This window comes from Cellulomonas sp. plas2 (genome assembly GCF_057221735.1).
The window spans coordinates 1,621,296-1,640,102 of the sequence record NZ_CM170155.1 but is presented as its reverse complement, the minus strand read 5'-3'; the positions used below and the strand labels follow the sequence as shown (position 1 = coordinate 1,640,102).

At 76.1% G+C, this 18,807-nt stretch carries 14 protein-coding genes and 1 tRNA gene; 6 read left to right on the top strand and 9 right to left on the bottom strand.

Going from position 1 to position 18,807, the window contains the following annotated elements:
* The first annotated feature begins 46 nt into the window (after nt 1–46).
* Nucleotides 47–119 (top strand) — tRNA-Asn (locus tag AC2TDM_RS07255).
* Nucleotides 120–239: 120 nt separating this feature from the next.
* On the opposite strand, the gene arfB is transcribed toward AC2TDM_RS07255, so the two are convergent.
* Nucleotides 240–674, bottom strand: coding sequence for an alternative ribosome rescue aminoacyl-tRNA hydrolase ArfB (gene arfB, locus AC2TDM_RS07250; protein WP_090030573.1), 435 nt, complete (start codon nt 672–674; stop codon nt 240–242).
* 160 nt (nt 675–834) lie between these two features.
* Here arfB and AC2TDM_RS07245 point away from each other — a divergent pair, with 160 nt between their 5' ends.
* Nucleotides 835–1,632, top strand: a complete 798-nt coding sequence (locus tag AC2TDM_RS07245; protein WP_090030571.1) for a transglutaminase-like domain-containing protein — start codon at nt 835–837, stop codon at nt 1,630–1,632.
* A gap of 53 nt (nt 1,633–1,685) precedes the next feature.
* Here AC2TDM_RS07245 and dnaG read toward each other — a convergent pair whose 3' ends face one another.
* The 6 genes from dnaG to AC2TDM_RS07215 form a co-directional block, all read right to left on the bottom strand.
* Nucleotides 1,686–3,686, bottom strand: a complete 2,001-nt coding sequence (gene dnaG, locus AC2TDM_RS07240) for a DNA primase (RefSeq protein ID WP_484636227.1) — start codon at nt 3,684–3,686, stop codon at nt 1,686–1,688.
* 41 nt (nt 3,687–3,727) lie between these two features.
* A complete protein-coding gene (locus AC2TDM_RS07235) occupies nt 3,728–5,008 on the bottom strand; it encodes a deoxyguanosinetriphosphate triphosphohydrolase (protein ID WP_484636410.1) in 1,281 nt (426 codons plus the stop codon).
* 79 nt (nt 5,009–5,087) lie between these two features.
* Nucleotides 5,088–7,001: a glycoside hydrolase family 13 protein gene (locus tag AC2TDM_RS07230; protein WP_484636226.1), complete on the bottom strand. Its 1,914-nt coding sequence runs from the start codon at nt 6,999–7,001 to the stop codon at nt 5,088–5,090.
* Between the two features lie 5 nt (nt 7,002–7,006).
* A complete protein-coding gene (locus AC2TDM_RS07225) occupies nt 7,007–7,960 on the bottom strand; it encodes a sugar ABC transporter permease (protein WP_090030565.1) in 954 nt (317 codons plus the stop codon).
* Nucleotides 7,960–9,591: an ABC transporter permease subunit gene (locus AC2TDM_RS07220; RefSeq protein ID WP_239078572.1), complete on the bottom strand. Its 1,632-nt coding sequence runs from the start codon at nt 9,589–9,591 to the stop codon at nt 7,960–7,962. Before AC2TDM_RS07220 ends, AC2TDM_RS07225 begins: the two co-directional genes overlap by 1 nt.
* Nucleotides 9,592–9,743: 152 nt before the next feature.
* Nucleotides 9,744–11,048, bottom strand: a complete 1,305-nt coding sequence (locus AC2TDM_RS07215) for a sugar ABC transporter substrate-binding protein (RefSeq protein ID WP_090030563.1) — start codon at nt 11,046–11,048, stop codon at nt 9,744–9,746.
* Nucleotides 11,049–11,427: 379 nt separating this feature from the next.
* Here AC2TDM_RS07215 and AC2TDM_RS07210 point away from each other — a divergent pair, with 379 nt between their 5' ends.
* Nucleotides 11,428–12,510 (top strand): LacI family DNA-binding transcriptional regulator, encoded by a 1,083-nt coding sequence (locus AC2TDM_RS07210; RefSeq protein ID WP_090030939.1) that lies wholly within the window; start codon nt 11,428–11,430, stop codon nt 12,508–12,510.
* 194 nt (nt 12,511–12,704) lie between these two features.
* Nucleotides 12,705–14,606, top strand: coding sequence for a glycoside hydrolase family 13 protein (locus tag AC2TDM_RS07205; protein WP_425319174.1), 1,902 nt, complete (start codon nt 12,705–12,707; stop codon nt 14,604–14,606).
* A 39-nt stretch (nt 14,607–14,645) separates the two neighbouring features.
* On the opposite strand, the gene AC2TDM_RS07200 is transcribed toward AC2TDM_RS07205, so the two are convergent.
* Nucleotides 14,646–15,029, bottom strand: coding sequence for a hypothetical protein (locus AC2TDM_RS07200; RefSeq protein WP_139224415.1), 384 nt, complete (start codon nt 15,027–15,029; stop codon nt 14,646–14,648).
* Between the two features lie 292 nt (nt 15,030–15,321).
* Here AC2TDM_RS07200 and AC2TDM_RS07195 point away from each other — a divergent pair, with 292 nt between their 5' ends.
* Together AC2TDM_RS07195 and AC2TDM_RS07190 are read left to right on the top strand one after the other, a co-directional pair.
* A complete protein-coding gene (locus tag AC2TDM_RS07195) occupies nt 15,322–15,654 on the top strand; it encodes a hypothetical protein (RefSeq protein WP_139224414.1) in 333 nt (110 codons plus the stop codon).
* The gene (locus AC2TDM_RS07190; RefSeq protein WP_484636225.1) at nt 15,651–17,948 is read left to right on the top strand and encodes a signal peptidase I; all 2,298 of its coding nucleotides are present in this window, start codon (nt 15,651–15,653) and stop codon (nt 17,946–17,948) included. Before AC2TDM_RS07195 ends, AC2TDM_RS07190 begins: the two co-directional genes overlap by 4 nt.
* On the opposite strand, the gene AC2TDM_RS07185 is transcribed toward AC2TDM_RS07190, so the two are convergent.
* Nucleotides 17,877–18,665, bottom strand: a complete 789-nt coding sequence (locus AC2TDM_RS07185; RefSeq protein ID WP_484636224.1) for a hypothetical protein — start codon at nt 18,663–18,665, stop codon at nt 17,877–17,879. The genes AC2TDM_RS07190 and AC2TDM_RS07185 overlap by 72 nt on opposite strands.
* Between the last annotated feature and the right edge of the window lie 142 nt (nt 18,666–18,807).

Below are 18,807 nucleotides of genomic sequence, written 5' to 3'. Positions count from 1 at the left end.
GCGAGGCTGCCCCCGCAGGGCTGCTACAGTTCTGCGCGCGCCACGTTCCCTCGTAGCTCAATTGGCAGAGCATCCGACTGTTAATCGGACGGTTACTGGTTCGAGTCCAGTCGAGGGAGCAGCACCCGAGAGCCCCCTCCGCCCGGGCGGACGGGGGCTCTCGGCGTCCGGGACGGCGACGCCGCGACGGCTCCGGCGGCGGCAGGGCGACCGGCAGGGCGACCGCACGACCTCGGCGGTCAGCCGCCGTCGCGGCCCGACCGCGACCGCTTCGTCTCGGACCGCCGCCGCTTGGCGGTGAGGCGCCGCTCGACGGAACCGCGTGTCGGGCGCGTGGGACGGCGCGGCCGGGCCGGCGGCGCCAGGCCCGCGGCGACGAGGGCCACGAGCCGCACCTCCGCCGCCGCCCGGTTGCGCAGCTGCTCGCGGTGCTCCGACGCCGTCACCGTGAGCACGCCCTCGACGAGCCGGGTCCCCAGGTGGGCGACGAGGCGTTCCCGCTGCCCGGGTGACAGCACCGCGGACCCGACGAGGTCCCACGACAGCGCCGCCCGCGAGTCCGCCGTGTTGACGCCCTGGCCGCCCGGCCCGGACGACCGCGAGAACCGCCAGGACAGCTCCGCCCGCGGCACGACGAGCGACGGCCCGACGACGAGACCCGGGTCCGCTGGCATGCGCCGCATCGTCGCACGCAGCGCCGTCCCGCGCGGTGTACATTTCCGCCGCCGCCCGCCGATGGGCACGGCTGGACGCCGCCGTCCGTCCCCGCTGGTGGGCACCCCCGCCCGCCTCCCCTGTCTGGTCCGGCCGCCGCGGCCGGGGAAGGAACCGACCGTGCGACGCTCCGTCTCCTCGCACCTCGTGCTCGACGTGCGGTCGCCGGCGGAGCTCGTCCTGGCGGTCGCCGTGGCCGACGGCGCCTGGGACCGCCAGGAGCTGCTGACGGTCGGCACCGACGAGGGCCCGCTCGACGCGCGCGAGATCAAGGCCCCGCACGGCGGCCGCCTGCACCGGGTGGACGCCCCCGTCGGCCGGGTGGTCGTCGATTACACCGCCCTCGTCACGGGGCAGGCCGACGAGCCGGCCGTCGAGGACCTCGACCTCGAGGAGTACCGGCGGCCCAGCCGCTACGCGGACTCCGACCGGCTGCTGGCCTTCGCCGACGACCAGTTCGCGGGCCTGCGCGGGCGGGAGCTGCTCGACGCGGCCGTCGCCTGGGTCGCCCGGCACGTGACCTACCTGTCGGGCTCCAGCGGCCCGACCGACGGCGCCACCGACACGCTCCTGGCCCGCCGGGGCGTCTGCCGCGACTTCGCGCACCTCGTCGTGGCGATGCTGCGGGCGCGGGACGTGCCGGCCCGGGTCGCCTCGGTCTACGCGCCCGGCCTCAAGCCCATGGACTTCCACGCGGTGGCCGAGGCGTACGTCGACGGCGCCTGGCACGTCCTGGACGCCACGCGCCTGGCACCCCGGCCGTCCCTGGTCCGGATCGCCACCGGCCGGGACGCCACCGACACGGCGTTCCTGTCGACCTACGGCGGCGACGTGCGCCTGCGGTCGATGACGGTCTCCGCGGTGGCGCTCGACGGGCTGCCCGCCGACGACCCGGCCGCTCTCGTCGCCCTGCGCTGACCCGGCGCCGACCCGGCTGACCCGGCGGTGACCCTCGCCCTGGGAGGGGGCCCTCAGGCGCTCTGGCGCAGGGTGATGCGCTGCGTCTCGGTGGCGACGAGCTCGGCGAACGTGTCGCGGTAGAGGTCGGGCTCGCGGGCGGGGTCCATGCGCTGCAGCCGGCCCTTGAGGTCGGCGATGTGCCGCGTGTAGCCGAGGTCGACGAGGCTGAGCACGAGACCGCGCGCGTACGCGCCCAGCATGTCGGGCCGGTCCTCGGGGATCGGGGCCACGGCGAGCTCGGTCACCAGCGGCTGCACCGGCAGGGCCGCCTCCTCCAGCACGCGCTGGACCCAGCCCGCGGCGGTCCCCTGCGCGGCCTCGGCCAGCGCGCGGCCCGCCGCGACGCCGCCCGCGGCACGCACCGCCGCGTGCACGGCACGGTGGGCGGGGGCCTCGAAGGCGGACTCCCCCAGGTCGTCGAACTCGACCGGCACCAGCTCCGGGAGCTGCAGCACGACCTCCAGGGCCGTCCGCTCCACCTGCGTGACGGGGTCGCGGCGGTCGGGTGCGGGCATGCGCGCGACGGCGACGGGCCGGCGCTCGGCGTCCGCCCCCGGGCCGGCGCCCTCGTCGCCCCGCCCGCGCCCGCCCGCCCGGACGCCGGCCTCGCCGCGCCCCGCCTGACCGCGCCCCGCCACGCCCGCGCCCTGCCGCGCCGCGGCCTGCACCGCGCGTCGCACGGTCTCCTCGTCCTCCATGCCGAGCCAGCCCGTGAGCAGCCGCACGTACTCCGGGCGCAGGGCGCCGTCCCGGATGCTCGCGACGGCCGGCGCCGCCGCGCGCAGGGCGTTGACGCGGCCCTCCGGCGTCCGCAGGTCGAACGCCCGCAGCGTCGAGCGCACGACGAACTCGAAGAGCGGCTGCCGCTGCTCGACGAGGGCCCGCACGGCGTCGGGCCCCTGCCGCTGGCGCAGGTCGCACGGGTCGTACCCGTGCGGCTCGACGGACACGAAGGTCTGCATGGAGAACGTCTGGTCCTCCGCGAAGGCGCGCAGCGCGGCCTTCTGGCCGGCGGCGTCGCCGTCGAAGGTGAAGACGACCTCCCCGCCGAGCGACCGCCCGCCGGTGAGCTGCAGGCCCGCGGTGGAGCCCACGTCGCCCAGCAGGCGCCGCAGGACCCGGGCGTGGTCCGACCCGAACGCCGTCCCGCAGGTGGCCACGGCGCCCGGCACCCCGGACAGGTGCATGGCCATGACGTCGGTGTAGCCCTCGACGACGACCACGCGCTTGTCCTGCGCGATCGCGCGCTTGGCCAGGTCGAGGCCGTACAGCACGTGCGACTTGCGGTAGATCGGCGTCTCGGGGGTGTTGAGGTACTTGGGGCCCGTGTCCTCGTCGAGCAGGCGCCGGGCGCCGAACCCGACGGTGTCGCCCGTGACCTCGCGGATCGGCCACACCAGGCGCCCGCGGAACCGGTCGTAGACGCCGCGCTGCCCCTGGCTCACCAGCCCGGAGGCCTCGAGCTCCGGCTCGGTGAAGCCGCGTCCCCGCAGGTGCCGCAGCAGGTGGTCCCACCCCGCTGGTGCGTAGCCGACGCCGAAGGTCTCGGCCGCCGCGCGGTCGAACCCGCGCTCCGCCAGGAACTGCCGCGCGGCCGTCGCCCCGGGCGCCGCGAGCTGCTCGCGGTAGTACTGCTCGGCCACCTGGTGCGCGTCCAGGAGGCGGCGGCGGCGGCCGGGCTCCTCCCCGGGACGGGCGGCGCCGCCCTCCTCGTACCGCAGCTGCACGCCCGCGCGCCCCGCGAGGTGCTCGACCGCCTCCGTGAAGCCGAGCCCGTCGACCTTCTGCACGAAGTCGATGACGTCTCCGCCTTCGCCGCAGCCGAAGCAGTGGTAGCGGCCCACCTGCGGGCGGACGTGGAAGGACGGCGTGCGCTCGTCGTGGAAGGGGCACAGGCCCTTGAGGGACCCGACGCCGGCGGGCCGCAGCCCGACGTGGGCGCCGACGACCTCCTCGATGCGGGCGCGCTCGCGGACCGCGTCCACGTCCTCCCGCACGATGCGCCCCGCCACGGGCGCAGTCTAGGCGCGGCCGGACCCCTCGACGGCGGCGGTCACACCACCTGTGCAGCGCCCGTCGGCCGTACGAGCCGGCGGTGCAGCGCCACCGCCGAGACGTCCGTCAGCGACGCGACCTGGTCGACGACGACGCGCAGCCGCGCGGTGTCGTCGGCCGCCTCGCGCCAGTCCGCCGCGAAGGGCGGCTCCAGGGCGTCGGGCGCCCGGTCCGAGAGCACGAGCACGAGGTCGGCGAGCAGGTCGCGCTGGCGCTGGTAGAGCGGCTCGAGCTCGCGCGGGGCCATGACGTAGGCGACCGCCAGGCCCTTGAGCACGAGGATCTCGGCGACGGTCTCCACCGGGACGACGAGGTCGGCCGCGTAGCGCGTGAGCGGGCCCGGCCCGTGCCGCTGGCGGGTGGCGGCCTGCGCGGCCTTGGCGAACCGGCCGATGAGCTGGCTCGTCGCGTCCTTGAGGACCGCGAGCGCCCAGCGGGACCCGTCGAAGCCGGGGCGCCAGAGCCGCGCGGCGACGAGCCGGTCCATCGCGGCGTGCAGCCCGGCGGCGTCGACCGCGTCGCCGTACCAGGTGTGCACGGCCTCGACGACGCGGTCGCGCTCCTCGCGCTGCTCGAGCACGACGAGGTCCACGCGTCCCCCGACGACGGCGTCCTCCACGTCGTGCACGGAGTAGGACACGTCGTCTGCGAGGTCCATGACCTGGGCCTCGAGGCACTTGCGGCCCGCGGGCGCACCGGCCCGGAGCCAGTCGAAGACGGGCAGGTCGTCCTCGTAGACGCCGAACTTGTGCGTGGGACGGCCGCTGGCCGGGCTCAGCGGCCCCTGCCCGAACCGCCACGGGTACTTCACCGACGCGTCGAGGCTCGCGCGCGTGAGGTTCAGGCCGACCGAGGTGCCGTCGGGCCGGGCGACCTTCGGCTCGAGGCGCGTGAGCAGCCGCAGGGTCTGCGCGTTGCCCTCGAAGCCCCCGATACCGCGGGCCAGCGCCGCGAGCGCGCGCTCGCCGTTGTGCCCGAACGGCGGGTGGCCGAGGTCGTGCGCGAGGCAGGCGGTGTCGACGACGTCCGGGTCGCAGCCGAGGGCCTTGCCGATCTCGCGCCCCACCTGCGCGACCTCGAGGGTGTGCGTCAGCCGGGTGCGCACGAAGTCGTCGGAGGACGGGCCCAGCACCTGCGTCTTGGCCCCGAGCCGGCGCAGCGCGCTGGAGTGCACGAGCCGGGCGCGGTCGCGCTCGAAGGCGCTGCGCTCGGCGTTCTTGGACCCCTCGGGCACCCACCGCTCGCGGTCGGCGTCGTCGTACCCGTCACCGGCCACCAGGGCCCCGGGCGTCCGCGGCGCACGGGCGTCGTCGAGGGCGGTCACGGGGCCAGGGTAACGAGCGGGGACCGCCCGGCCGTCAGGGCAGGCGCCAGGCGTGGGCGGCGGGACCGTCCGCGGGCAGCACGACGAGGCCGGCGCCGACGTCGGCCGCCGCCCCGGTGCCCGGGGTCAGGGGCTCGAGCGCGGCCGCGCCGGCGACGCCGAGCGCCGCCGCCGGCAGACCCACCGGCGCGTGCGGCGCCCGCGCGGCGTGCACGAGCACCGTGCCGTCCGCGTGCTCGCGCAGGAACGTGAGGTGGTCCTCCCCCACGTCGACGAACCGCAGGCCCCCGCGGCGCAGCGCCACGTGCGCCCGACGGGTGTCGACCCAGGTGCGGTAGGCGTCGAGGGTCTCGTCGTCCCACGTGCCGCGCCGGTCCCACGGGAACGGGGTGCGGGAGTGCTCGCCGTCCGTGCCGGTGAGCCCGAGCTCGTCGCCGGCGAAGATGCTCGGCACGCCGGGCAGCGTCATCTGCAGCGCGAGCCCGACGAGGTGCCGGGCCCGCCCGTGCCCCTCGCGGTCGACGCCCCCGTGGGTGCCGCCGCCGGCCACCGTGCGGAACCGCGGCGTGTCGTGCGAGTCGAGGTGCAGGGTCGAGGACGTCCAGGCACGCCAGGGCGCGCGGGCGCGCACCTCCCGCAGGGTCGCCACCGCCGCGGTCGCCGGCAGCACCGGCACCGGCACGGGGATCCCGAGGTACTCCAGGCCGTGCGGCAGCCCGGGGCCCTGCGGCCCCCCGCCGTTGAGCCACGTCCAGACCGGCCGCGTGAAGGCGGCGTAGTCCATGGTCCCGTGCCAGCCGTCCCCGGCGAGGTCGGGCGCGGCGTCGTGCCCGTGCTCGGCCAGCAGCCACCGGTCGGGCGCCATGGTGCCGCGCACGGCCCGCGCGACGTCGTGCGCCAGGTCCGTCGCGCCGAGGCGCCCCGTCATGTTCGCCACGTCGATCCGCCAGCCGTCGAGGCCCGCGCGCAGCCACCGGTCGACGACGGAGCCCGGCCCCTCGTACAGCGCCCGCCGCAGGGCCGGCGCCCGGTGGTCGAGCTTGGGCAGGCTCGGCACGCCGAGCCACGAGGCATACCGGTGCGGGTGCTCGTGGAACGTGTAGTACCCGGCCTCGGGTGCGCCCGCGTCGGCCTGCGCGGCGCGGAACCAGTCGTGGTCGTCGCCCGTGTGGTTGAGGGTGAGGTCGCCGACGACCCGGATGCCCCGCGCGTGCGCGGCTTGCACGAGGCGCACCAGCGCCTCGTCGCCCCCCAGCAGCGGGTCCACGCGGTCGAAGGTCCGCGCGTCGTAGCGGTGGTTGGAGCGGCCCTCGAAGACGGGCGTGAGGTACAGCAGCGTCGCCCCGAGGTCGGCCACGTGGTCCAGGTGGGCGGCGACCCCGTCGAGGTCGCCGCCGTACACCTGGCGGGGCGTGTCCGGCCCGCGGTGCACCACCGGGTCGTCCCAGCCGGCGGGCAGCGCCCAGTCCGGCAGCGGCCGCTGCACGCCCGAGCGTGCGAACCGGTCGGGGAACACCTGGTAGGCGACCTGGTCGGCGACCCAGCCGGGCGGGCCGGCGTGCGAGGAGGCGAGGAAGTCGCCCGCGTCGGAGACGTCGCGCGCGTGCAGGCCCTCCGCGTTGAGCACCCGGTACCGGCCGCCCTCGACGAGGACGAACCGGTAGGAGGTGACGGGGTTGCTCACCTCGAGGTCCGCGGTGAACCAGGCGCCGGCGTCGTCGTCGCCGTCCCGGACCGCCTCGCGCAGCACGGGCTCGCCGTCCCGGACCCAGCGCAGCACGACGCGGGCGTCGCGCGCGTCGGCGCCGGGGACGGACGGCACGCGGACCCGCACGGAGACGGTGTCCCCCGGGCCCGGTGCGTCCGTCCCCGCGTAGAGCGGGGACCCGTCGTGGTGCGGCTGGAGCAGCGGGCGGGCGCGGTGACCGAGGGGGTGGGACTCGCTCATCCCGCTCATCCCTTGACGGCGCCCGCCGTGATGCCCCCGACGATGTACTTCTGCAGGTACTGGAACAGCAGCACCACGGGGATGGACACGATCACCGACGCGGCGGCGAACCACCCGAGGTTGTTGGACCGGTCGGCGTCGAGCACGCCGTACAGGCCCACGGCGACGGTCTTGATCTCGGTCTCCCGCAGGAAGATGGACGCGAGGATGAACTCCCCGAACACCCCGACGAAGACGAGCAGGCCCGTGGTGGCGAGGATCGGGCGCACGAGCGGCAGGATCACCTGGAAGAACACCTGGGCGTGCCCGGCCCCGTCGATCTTCGCGGCCTCGTCGAGCTCGACGGGGATGGAGTCGAAGAAGCCCTTGATGAGCCACACCTGCCCCAGCGCGCCGCCCATCATCACGAGGATGTAGCCCGGCAGGGTGTCCAGGCCGATCGCGGGCGCCACCTCCCCGATGCCCGTGAACATCTGGTACAGCGCGACCGCCGCGAGGAACTGCGGGAAGAGCTGGATGAGCAGCAGCGTGAGCAGCCCGCCGCGCCGCCCGGTGAACCGGAAGCGCGAGAACGCGTAGGCCGCCAGGGAGCTCGCGAAGAGCTGGGCCACCACCACCACGACCGCGATGACGAGGGTGTTGAGGAACCACCGGGCGAAGGGGCGGCTGGGGTTGTTGAACAGGTCGGCGTAGTTGCCGAGGCTGACGCGGGTCGGGAACAGGTCCGTGGACACGACCGAGCCGATGGGGTTCACCGACGCCGAGAGCAGGTACACGACCGGGACCAGCGCGTACACGACGGCGATGATGCCGACGACGTGGCGCCAGCCGACCTCCTTCCACCAGCGCCGGCGGCGCACCGCCGCGCGGGACGGGTCGACGCCGTCCCCGCCCCGGCCGGGGCGACGGGTGGACGTGGCGGCACCGGCCGTGCCGGTGGCGGGGGCGACGGTGCTCATCAGTTCACGTCCTCGAGGGAGCGGGTGGCGCGGAACTGGGCCGCGGCCAGCAGACCGGTCAGGATGAAGAGCAGCACGGAGATCGCCGAGGCGAAGCCGATCTGCTGCGCGGCCGTGCCGAAGGCGAGCCGGTAGGTGTAGCTGATGAGGATGTCGGTGCCGCCCGCGGTCGGGTTCTCGGGGCTGAAGGGCCCGCCCTCCGTGAGCAGCTGGATCGCGTTGAAGTTGTTGAAGTTGAACGCGAACGACGCGACGAGCAGCGGGGCCACGGCCACGAGCAGCAGCGGCAGGATCACCTTGCGGAACTGGGTGAACCCGTTGGCGCCGTCGAGGGACGCGGCCTCCTTGAGGTCCGACGGGATCGACTGCAGCGCGCCCGTGCACACGAGGAACATGTACGGGAAGCCCATCCAGAGGTTCGTCAGCAGGATCGCGATCCGGGCCAGGGTCGTGTCGCCGAACCAGTTGACGTCGAGCCCCAGCAGGTCGTTGACGAGGCCGAAGTCGCGGTTCCAGAACCCGGACCAGATGAGCAGCGAGATGAAGCCGGGGATCGCGTAGGGCAGCAGCAGGAGCGAGCGGTACAGCCGCTGGAACCGCATGCGCGGGTCGTTGAGGACGGTGGCCAGGAACAGGCCGAGCGCGAAGGTGGACCCGACGGACCCCACCGCGAAGACCAGCGTCCAGACGAGGATGCCGACGAAGTCGCGGGAGATCGCCGGGTCGGTGAAGGCCCGCACGTAGTTGGCGAACCCGACGTTCTCGCCCCACGACTGGTCCGACAGACGCGTGCCGTCCTCGGCGGTGAAGTAGGACCGGTCGCCGTTCTGGTTGCGCTGCGGGGTGTACTCCACGCCCGTCTCGGTGTTCGTGATCGTGTCCGTCGCCTCGTCGTAGACGAGGGGTGACGTCAGCTCGATCGCGGAGAAGCCCTGCTGCCGGATCACGCTGTTGTCACCCGCGGGCACCGTGAAGCCCTCGAGCTCGCCGCCGGCCTGGCCCGCGTCGTTGATCTCGCTGCGCGTGAGCAGCGTGTACCCCGGCGCCTCGGTGACCGTGCCGTCGGTGATCGTCACCTCGTCGGCGTCCAGCGGGGTCAGGCCCTCGTCGTCGCCGGCGTAGGCGTCGCCCGTGGCCTCGTCGACGAGGAAGAACGTGAACGGGCCCGTGTCCACGGACCCCGTGGTGCCCACCGCGAGCGTGTAGCTGGGCGCGTCGGGCACCTGCACCGCGGACGCGCCGATGATGCGGGCGACCGTGGCCTCCTTGGTGTTGCGGGTGCCGTCGCCGTAGTTCGTCGCCGAGAGCTGCGCCGTCATGAGGATGGGGTAGACGACGAAGACGACGAGGAACAGCGTGCCGGGGACCAGGTACTTCAGCGGGACGGCGCGCTTCGTGGCGTACACGGCGAGGAGGACGACGACGATGGCCCACACGCCGCCGAGGAACACCCAGGAGCCGGACCGCACGAGCGCGGGCGTCACGGACACCGCGAGCGCGGCGGCGAGGCCGAGCAGGACGATCTTGACGACGAGCGGCAGCACGCCGGACGTGGCGGTGGCCGTCCACGTGGGTCGGGGCCGGGACCGGTCCGGCGGCGGGGAGACGGTCTTGTCGGGGGCGATGGTCACGGCGGGCTCCGGGAATCGGCGCTGACAGGCGGGGACGGCGAGGACGACGACGAGGACGACGACCGGGGACGACGACGGGGGCGACGACGCGCCACCCGGGGACGACGGGCGCCCCGGGGACCGGTCGTGCCGGTCCCCGGGGCCCCGTCGGTTCAGGACGCGGCGATCGCCGCGGCGATGGTGTCCTGGGCCTGCTGCATCGTCGACGCCGGGTCGGCGCCGCCGATGATGGCCGAGTAGGCCTGGCCGAGCGGGGCCCACACCTCGGCCATGGCCGGCACGGCGGGCATCGGGTTGCCGTTGTCGGCCGCCTGCGCGAACACCTCGAAGTCGGGGTTGTCCGCCGCGATGGACTGGCGCACCTCGGTCAGCGCCGGGGGCAGGTTGGCCAGCTCGTACATCGTCGTCATGCCCTCGGCGTTGTTGACGCCGTTCGTGACGAACTCCTGCGCGAAGGTCTTGTTCTGGCCGTTGGCCGCGACGTAGAACGCCTGGGCGCCGAGGAACGGCTGCGCGGGCTGCTGGCCGGCGAAGCCGGGGATGGGCTGCAGCGTGTAGCCGTCCTCGCCGAGGCCCTCGCGGACGTCGGCCAGGGCCCACGGGCCCGAGATGAGGCAGGCGGCGCGGCCCTCGGCGAACAGCGCGATGCTGTTGTCACCGCTGATCGACCGGCGCAGGACGTTCGAGCCCTGCTCGCCGAGGTCGAAGATCTTCTGCGCCGCGGCGAGGCCGCCGGGGCTCGCGAGGCCGAGGTCCTCGGGGTTGTAGGTGCCGTCCGGGTTCTGGCCGAACAGGTACCCGCCCATCGAGGTGAGGATCGGCTGCATGTGGTACGCGTCGCCGACGTCGCCCTGGGCGACGTTGAGCGAGGTCTCGACCTGGCCGGCGTCCACGGCGGCCTGGCCGGCGGCGATGACGTCGTCGAGGCTCGCATAGGTGTCGGGCGCGTACGCCTTGTTGCAGTACAGGCCCAGCGCCTCGACGCCGTAGGGCAGGCCGTAGATCTGGCCGTCGTAGGTGACCGCCTGGATCGCGTTCTCGGCGTAGCCGCCGAGGTCCGCCGCCGAGAGCTGCAGCGGGTCGATCGCGCCGTTCTGCACGAGCTGGCCGATCCAGTCGTGCGCGCCGACGACGACGTCGGGGCCGTTGCCCGCCGCGTTGGCGGTGATGAAGTCCGTGCGGGTGTTGACGATGGCCTGCACGCCGACGGTGATGCCGTTGTCCTCGGCGAACTGGTCCGCGACCGCGCGCACCGCGTCGAGCTTGAGCGCGTCGGTCCAGATGACGAGCTCCTCGTCGCCGCGGACCGGCGGGGCGCTCTCGGAGGCGGAGGGCTCGGCGGCGGCCGAGGAGGAGGGGGACTCCTCCGCCGACGTGCTGCCGCCCCCGCCGCTGCAGGCGGCGGCGAGCAGCGTGACGCCCGCCATCATCGCCACGGTCGAAGTGATCCTGCGCATGTTGGTGTTCCTCCGTCGTTTAATGGGCTGGCGACGAGTGCCGGTCCGTCCTCGGAGGCGCGCGTCGCTGCGACCCCCGCACCGTAGCAATCCTTTTTCACGGACAGCAAGCCGTTCTCACTCCGTTGCAGAACTGTGACCTGGCCGACATCCGCGTCTCGCGGGCGCGCGGGGCGCACCGTCCGAGCCCCACGACCGGGGCGGCGCCGGGCGGCGCGCGGGCGCGGATCGTTGCAGCGCCTGCGCACCCGCCGATACCGTGTGCCGAAACGCGGACGCAAGGCGTGCAAACCGCTTGCGACCACCGCAGCACGTGACGTCACCACCATCACGACGAGGAGGTCTGGTGGAACCCCCCTCCCTGCCCGAGCGCACGCGCATGGCCGACCTCGCCGAGCTCGCCGGCGTGAGCACGGCCACCGTGTCCCGCGTGCTCAACGGCAAGCACGGCGTGTCGACCCAGGCCCGCCAGGCGGTGCTCGCCGCGCTCGACGTGCTCGGCTACGAGCGCCCCGAGAAGCTGCGGTCGCGCTCCGTCGGCCTGGTCGGGCTCATCGTGCCGGAGCTGAGCAACCCGGTGTTCCCGGCGTTCGCGCAGGTCATCGAGACGATGCTGACCGAGCGCGGGTACACGCCCCTGCTGTGCACCCAGTCCCCCGGCAGCACGACGGAGGACCAGTACGTCGACGTGCTCCTCGAGCACGGGGTCGCGGGCATCGTCTTCGTGTCCGGGCTGCACGCGGACACCACCGCCTCGACGGAGCGCTACGAACGCCTGCTGCACCGCAACATGCCCGTGGTGTTCGTCAACGGCGCGGCGCACGGCATCGCCGCGCCGACGGTGTCCACGGACGACGCGGCCGCGATCGACCTGGCCGTGCGCCACCTCGTCCAGATGGGCCACCGGTCCATCGGGCTCGCCATCGGTCCGGGGCGGTTCCTGCCGGCCCAGCGCAAGCGCGCCGCGTTCCTGCGCAACCTCGCGGAGCACCTGGGCGTCGAGGACGGGGAGCCGCACGTCGTCTCGACGCTGTACACGGTCGAGGGCGGCCAGGCGGCGGCCCAGCAGCTCTTCGCGAGCGGGCACACGGCGGTCGTGTGCAGCTCGGACCTCATGGCGCTGGGCGCCGTGCGGGCGGCACGGTCGATGGGCCTGCAGGTGCCGGGCGACGTGTCGGTCGTCGGGTTCGACGACTCACCCCTCGTCGCCTACACCGACCCGCCCCTCACGACCGTCCGCCAGCCCGTGCAGGCCATGGGCCACGCGGCGGTGAGCGCGCTCGTCGCCGAGATCAACCGCAGCAGCGCCGCGCGCACGGAGCTGCTCTTCCAGCCCGAGCTCATCGTGCGCGGGTCCACCGGGCCCGCGCCGCGCACGGCCCCCGGGCCGGCGCTGCCCGACGCCGACGGCCCCCGCGCCGCCCCGCGCCACGGCGCGCCGGCGCACCGCGCCGCCGGCTGACCGCACCGCCCGTCCACCCGCACCGCCCGTCCACCCGCACCGCCCGTCCACCCGCACCGCCCGTCCACCCACGCCGCCGGACCACCCGCGCCGTCCCCCCGACCGCGCCCCCGATCGACGGCCTGCCCGCGGCACCGCTCGCGCAGCAGACCTCCCGAACCCCTCCCGACCGCACCACCGAGAGGCCACACCCCGTGACCACCGACTCCCGTACGCCCGCCACCGACCTGCCCGGGGCGGTGGTGTCCGACGACCTCGTGCACGCGCCGGACGCCCCCGGCGGCCCGTGGTGGCGCCACGCCGTCATCTACCAGGTCTACCCGCGCTCCTTCGCCGACCTCTCGGGGGACGGCATCGGCGACCTGCCCGGCATCACCGCCCACCTCGACCACCTCGTCGAGCTCGGCGTCGACGCCGTGTGGCTGTCCCCGTTCTACCGCTCGCCGCAGAAGGACGCGGGGTACGACGTGGCGGACTACCGCGACGTCGACCCGCTGTTCGGCACGCTGGCGGACGCCGACGCCCTCGTCGCCCGGGCGCACGAGCTCGGCCTGCGGGTGGTCGTCGACCTCGTGCCCAACCACACCTCCGCCGACCACGCGTGGTTCCAGGAGGCCCTCGCGGCACCGCCCGGCTCCCCCGCGCGTGACCGGTACCTCTTCCGCGACGGCCGCGGGCCCGGCGGCGACGAGCCGCCCAACAACTGGTCCTCGATCTTCGGCGGGCGTGCGTGGACGCGGACGACGGACCCCGACGGCACACCGGGTCAGTGGTACCTGCACCTGTTCGACGTGAGCCAGCCGGACCTCGACTGGTCCAACCCGGTGGTCCGCGAGGAGTTCGAGGACGTCCTGCGCTTCTGGCTCGACCGCGGGGTCGACGGCTTCCGCATCGACGTCGCGCACGGGCTGGTCAAGGCGGAGGGCCTGCCCGACTGGGCCGGGCACGTGCGGATGGTCGAGGGGGCGGAGGACGACCCGGTCGCCGCCGCCGACGGTGCCGCCGAGGCGCACCCGAACCCGATCTTCGACCAGGACGGCGTGCACGAGGTCTACCGGTCGTGGCGGCGCGTGCTCGACGCCTACGACGGGGACCGCGCGATGGTCGCCGAGGCGTGGGTCGAGCCCCTCTCGCGCCTCGCCCTGTACGTGCGGCCCGACGAGCTGCAGACGGCCTTCAACTTCGCGTTCCTCGTCGCCGGGTGGGACGCCGGGGCGCTGCGGCGCGTCGTCGAGGCGTCCTTCGGCGCGAACGACGCGGTCGGTGCCCCGACGACGTGGGTGCTGAGCAACCACGACGTCGTGCGGCACACGAGCCGGTTCGGCATGCCCGACCCGACGGAGCGGCCCAACGGCATCGGCCCCGACGACGTGCAGCCCGACGCGGAGCTCGGCCTGCGCCGCGCCCGCGCCGCGACGCTCGTGCTGCTCGGCCTGCCCGGGTCGGCCTACCTGTACCAGGGCGAGGAGCTGGGCCTGCCGGACCACACGGCGCTCGACCCCGCGGTGCGGCAGGACCCCGCGTTCTTCCGCACGGGCGGCGAGGAGCTCGGCCGCGACGGGTGCCGCGTGCCCCTGCCGTGGTCCGTCGAGGCGCCGGCCGCCGGCTTCTCCCCCACCGGGCTGTCCTGGCTGCCGCAGCCCGAGGGGTGGGGCGGGTACGCCGCCGAGGCGCAGCGCGGCGTGGAGGGCTCGACGTTCGAGATGTACCGCGCGGCGCTGCGGGTGCGGCGCGAGCTGCGGCTGGGCGAGGGCGGGCTGCGCTGGGCGGAGGTGGGTCCGCAGGCCGTGACCGCGGCCGGCGTGTCCGCGTCGGGCGGTGCCGGTGCCGGTGCCGGTGGCGGTGGCGGTGGCGGTGGCGACGAGCGCGCGCACGGCATCGCCACCGAGCACGGCGAGGACCGCGACCCCGCCAGCCGCACGGGGGTGCTCGCCTTCGTCAACGGCGACGTGCTCGTCGTGGCCAACGTCGGCGCCGACCCCGTCGCGCTGCCGGCGGGGGCCGAGGTGCTCGTCGCCTCCGGCGGGCTCGGGACGGAGGGCGACCACCTCGTCGTCCCCACGGACACGACCGCCTGGGTGCGCGTCGGGGCCTGAGCCGCTGCCCGGGGCCCCGGCCGCCGTCGCGGCCGGGGCTCAGGGCGTGACGCTCTGCGCCTCCCAGCGCAGGTCGACGAGCACGTTCCTGCCCTGGGCGGCGTTGTCGTCGGCCAGGCGGTACGACACCTTGTACGTCCGGGTGGTCGTCCCCCCCGGACCCGCGCGCCACGTGCCGAGACCGGTGGCGTACCTGTCGTGCGCGGCGACGAGGCGCTGCATCGTCCCCGCGGACGCCACGGGCCGCGTGCCGTCGAACAGCACGGACGGCCCAGCCGTCGTCGCGGCGACGCTGAGCCGCTGGGGTGACGCCGGCGTCCACGGCGCCACGACCCGCTGGCGGCCCGGACCGGCGGAGGAGGCGCGGACCTTCGCGGTGACCGTCGTGCTGCAGGACGGCGCGCCGCAAGGGGGCACCGCCACCGCCGACCTCGTCTGGCGCGTCGACCCGGCGGCCGGCCCGGCCCTCCCCGGGCCGTCGCCCGCGCCGACCGCGCCGGGCGGCGCACCCCCGGCCCCCGGTGGCCCCACCCCGCCCCCGGCCCGCGGGACGGAGGGCACGCCCCCCGCCCCGGCGCCCGGGACCGACGTGCCCCGCGCGTCCGCCTCCTCCCCCGCCGCAGCGCCCGCCGGCCCGCCCTCCACGACGTCTCCCGTCCCGTCCCCCCTCGCGTCCCCTGACGCATCCCCTTCCGCGTCCCCCACCCCGTCCTCCATGCCGTCCCCCACGGGGTCCGCCGCCGCCGCGGGCGCGGGGTCGTCGGGCTCGGGCGGGGGCGGGCTGACCGGTGGCTCCGCCGGCCCCGCCGGCGACGAGCGCGTCGTCGCCCGGCCCGGGCCCCTCACGCTGCCGGCCGCGGTGCTGGCCACCGCCCTCGGCGTGGCCGTGCGCAGCCCGTTCCCGCTGGGCCTCGTCGCCGTCGTCCTGCTCTTCCTGCTCGTGCAGGACACCATCGACCGGCGCGACCCGAAGCTCGCGCTCGCGCCGCTGCGCGAGGAGCCGCCCGAGCGCTTCCGCCCGACGACGCCCGTGGGGCGTACCTCATGAGGGTGCGCTCGGGTGGCGACGGCCTGGTCCCGCTCGGCGACCGGCTGCGCTGGACGGCGCTGCTGCGGGTCGCGGTGGTGGTCGTCGGGCCGCCGCTGCTGTGGGCGGGCGGCGGAGCGGGTCGCCCGGAGGACGGGCCCGCACTCGTGCTCGTCGCCGTCCTGCACCTCGTGCTGGCGCTGGCGGCGCTGCCGCTGCTGCAGCTGGGCCGCCGGGTGGCGCTCGCGACCCTGACGGCGGCGGTGCTGGTCGACGGCGCCCACCTCGCGTGGGCCTTCGTCGTCCTCGAGGGGTTCGACGGGCCGGTGCCCTACCTGCTCCTGCTGCACCTGACCGCGGTGACGCTGCTGACGTCCTTCCGGACCGGGCTCAAGGTCGCGCTCTGGCACTCCATCGCGCTCGTCGTCGCCGTCGAGGCGGCACGCACCGGTCTGCTCACGGGGACCGACGTGCCCCTCGGCGGGCCGTACCCGTACCGGCAGCTCGTCGAGCTGCTGGCCGTGCTCTGGGCCGCGGGGCTGGGCACGGCGACGTTCGCCGCGGTGAACGAGCGCGAGCTGCGGCGGCGGCGCTACGACGCGGACGTCCTCGCGCGGTTCTTGCTCGAGCTCGAGACCTGCACCGACGCGCGGCGCGTGGCGCAGCTCCTGGCCGACCTGGCGCACGACGAGCTCCTGGCGCGCCGCGCGCTCGTCGTGAGCCTGCCGGCGGCCGGGCCCGCGCGCGTCGCGGCGACGGCCCCCGTCGCGAGCGGCGTGCTGCGGCTCGAGACGCCGCTGGACCTCCGTCCGGCCTCCGTCGTGCGGCGGGCCCAGGCCACGCACACGACGCTGCTCGTCGAGCACCCGGACCCCGTCGCCGACGCCGCGCTGCGGGAGCACCTGCCGGGGGCGACGCACCTCGTCGTCGTGCCGTGGGCCCTCGACGACGCCGCGGGTGCGCTCGTGCTCGACGTCGCACCGCCCGGCCTGCTCGCCCGGGCGGTCGGGGCGGTGCCCGGGGTCGAGCGGCGGCGCCTGCTCTCGGCGCAGCAGGCCGCGGCGCACGCGGCGCAGTCGCTGGCGCGCGCGGCCCTCGTCGCCCGCCTGCGCCGCCTCGCGGAGACGGACGGGCTGACCGGGCTGCCCAACCGCGCCACGCTCGACCGGACCCTGTCCGAGGCGCTCGTCGACGACGCGCACGACGGGGCCCCCACGGCCGTGCTGCTGCTGGACGTCGACCACGTCAAGGCCGTCAACGACCGCCACGGCCACCTCGTCGGCGACGAGACGCTGCGCACGGTGGGCGCCGTCCTGCGGTCCGTCGCGCCGCCCGGGGCGCTGCCGGCGCGGTACGGGGGCGAGGAGTTCTGCCTCCTGCTGCCCGCCACCCCGGTGGACCGCGCGGCTGCCGTCGCCGAGCGGGCGCGGCGCGCGGTGGCGGCGCGCACCCACGCACCGGCGGTGACCGTGAGCATCGGCGTCGCGGTCGCGCCGGACGCCGGGACGTCGCCGGAGAGGCTGCTGCACGCACGCGGCGGACCTCGCGCTGTACGGCGCGAAGGCGGAGGGGCGCGACCGCGTCGTCGTGCACGGCGAGGCCGCCCGCGCGGGGACGTCCGCGTGAGCAGCGGGCGGCACCGGCGGGCGCAGCGGGCACGGGCGCGTGCGGCGGGGGCGCCGCGGCACGTGCTGCGACGGCCGCTCGGCGCCCGCGTCCGGGCGGTGGCGGGGCTGACGGCGGCGACGACGGCGACGGCGGTGCTGGCGTGCGTCGGGGGGCTGGGCACGTGGGCGCTGCTGCCGGCCGTGGTCGGCTGGGAGACGCGCGTGGTGGTCTCGGGGTCGATGGTGCCGGCGCTGGCGGTCGGTGACCTCGTGGTGACGGCCCCACCGCCGGGTCCGGTGCTGCCGGGGCACGTCGTGGTGTTCGACGAGCCGGGCGGCACCGGCCGCACGGGGGTGCACCGCGTGCGCAGCGTCCGCCCGGACGGGGCGCTCGTCACCCGGGGGGACGCCAACGGCTCCGACGACGGGGCCCCGCTGGCACCCGCGGACGTGCGCGGCGTGGCGCGCCTGCGGGTGCCGCTCGTCGGGCTGCCCGCGGTGTGGGCGCGGCAGGGTGAGGCCGGCCGCCTCGTCGCGGTCGTCGCCGCGGCGGTCCTCCTACCGGTGGCGGCGACGCTGCCGGTGCCGTCGTCGCCGGAGCGGCCGCGCGCGGAGAGGCGGGCGGAGGCGGGCGGCTCAGCAGGCCGGCACCGACGCCGTCACGGCCGTCGAGCGCCCGGTCCCCGACGTCGCGCGGACCGTCCATAGGCCGCCGGCCGTCGGCGCGGCCGTGTCGGACCAGGTCGTGGTGGTCCGGCCCGCCACGGTCACGACGTCGCCGGTGGGCCGGGTGACCGCGTACCCGGTGGTGAAGGGGTCGGTGGGAGCCGTCCACCCGAGCTGCACCGGGGTCGGCCGCCCGTCGGAGCGCAGCGCCAGCGAGACCGCGTGCCAGCCGCGCGACGCGGAGAGCGTCGCCGTCGTCGCACCCGTGCCACCCGTCGCCGTCACGGCGCGGTCGGCGACGACGGCGCGCACCGGCTGGACGCCGGTGCCGTGCACGGAGGCGCGCACGGTCGGCCCGGCCGCGACGGTCAGCTGCTCGGCGGCAGCGGTGTCGTCGACGAGGAAGACCGTCACCAGCCGGGCGGGGGCGGTGGCCAGGGACAGCGACGGCGCGGTCGCGGTCGTGCCGGAACCCGAGGAGCCCTCGGAGGAGAGCACGGGCGCCGTGGCGTCCGCACCCGACCAGGCGAGCAGCACCGCGGCGGTGGCGTCGTCGGGGTCCAGGCCGCTGAACGCGTAGGACGACGGCTCCGAGGTCGTGGCGACGCGCATCGCGACGACCGCGGACGCGTCGGTCCCGTTGCGCCACGTGACGGTCCACCCGGCGGGCAGGACCGGGTCCGAGGTCGCGTCGTGGTGCATGACCACGGCGACGAGGACGTCGCCCGCGACGACACCGGTGGGCCGGGCGAGGGTCACCGAGCCCGCGGACGCGTTCGCGCCGACGGGGTCGGTGGTGGCCGTCGTCGTGCCCCGCAGGGCCGGTGCGGCCGCACAGCTGCGGGTCGCGGTCAGCCCCGTCGGCGGGTCGAGGGTCTCCGCCGCGTACGCGCTGCCGACG

Bases quoted from the DNA above. Each gene is read 5' to 3' on its own strand.
- AC2TDM_RS07215 (WP_090030563.1), bottom strand. From the start codon at position 11,048: ATGCGCAGGATCACTTCGACCGTGGCGATGATGGCGGGCGTCACGCTG.
- AC2TDM_RS07210 (WP_090030939.1), top strand. From the start codon at position 11,428: ATGGCCGACCTCGCCGAGCTCGCCGGCGTGAGCACGGCCACCGTGTCC.
- arfB (WP_090030573.1), bottom strand. From the start codon at position 674: ATGCCAGCGGACCCGGGTCTCGTCGTCGGGCCGTCGCTCGTCGTGCCG.
- AC2TDM_RS07190 (WP_484636225.1), top strand. From the start codon at position 15,651: ATGAGGGTGCGCTCGGGTGGCGACGGCCTGGTCCCGCTCGGCGACCGG.
- AC2TDM_RS07230 (WP_484636226.1), bottom strand. From the start codon at position 7,001: ATGAGCGAGTCCCACCCCCTCGGTCACCGCGCCCGCCCGCTGCTCCAG.
- AC2TDM_RS07195 (WP_139224414.1), top strand. From the start codon at position 15,322: ATGCCGTCCCCCACGGGGTCCGCCGCCGCCGCGGGCGCGGGGTCGTCG.
- AC2TDM_RS07225 (WP_090030565.1), bottom strand. From the start codon at position 7,960: ATGAGCACCGTCGCCCCCGCCACCGGCACGGCCGGTGCCGCCACGTCC.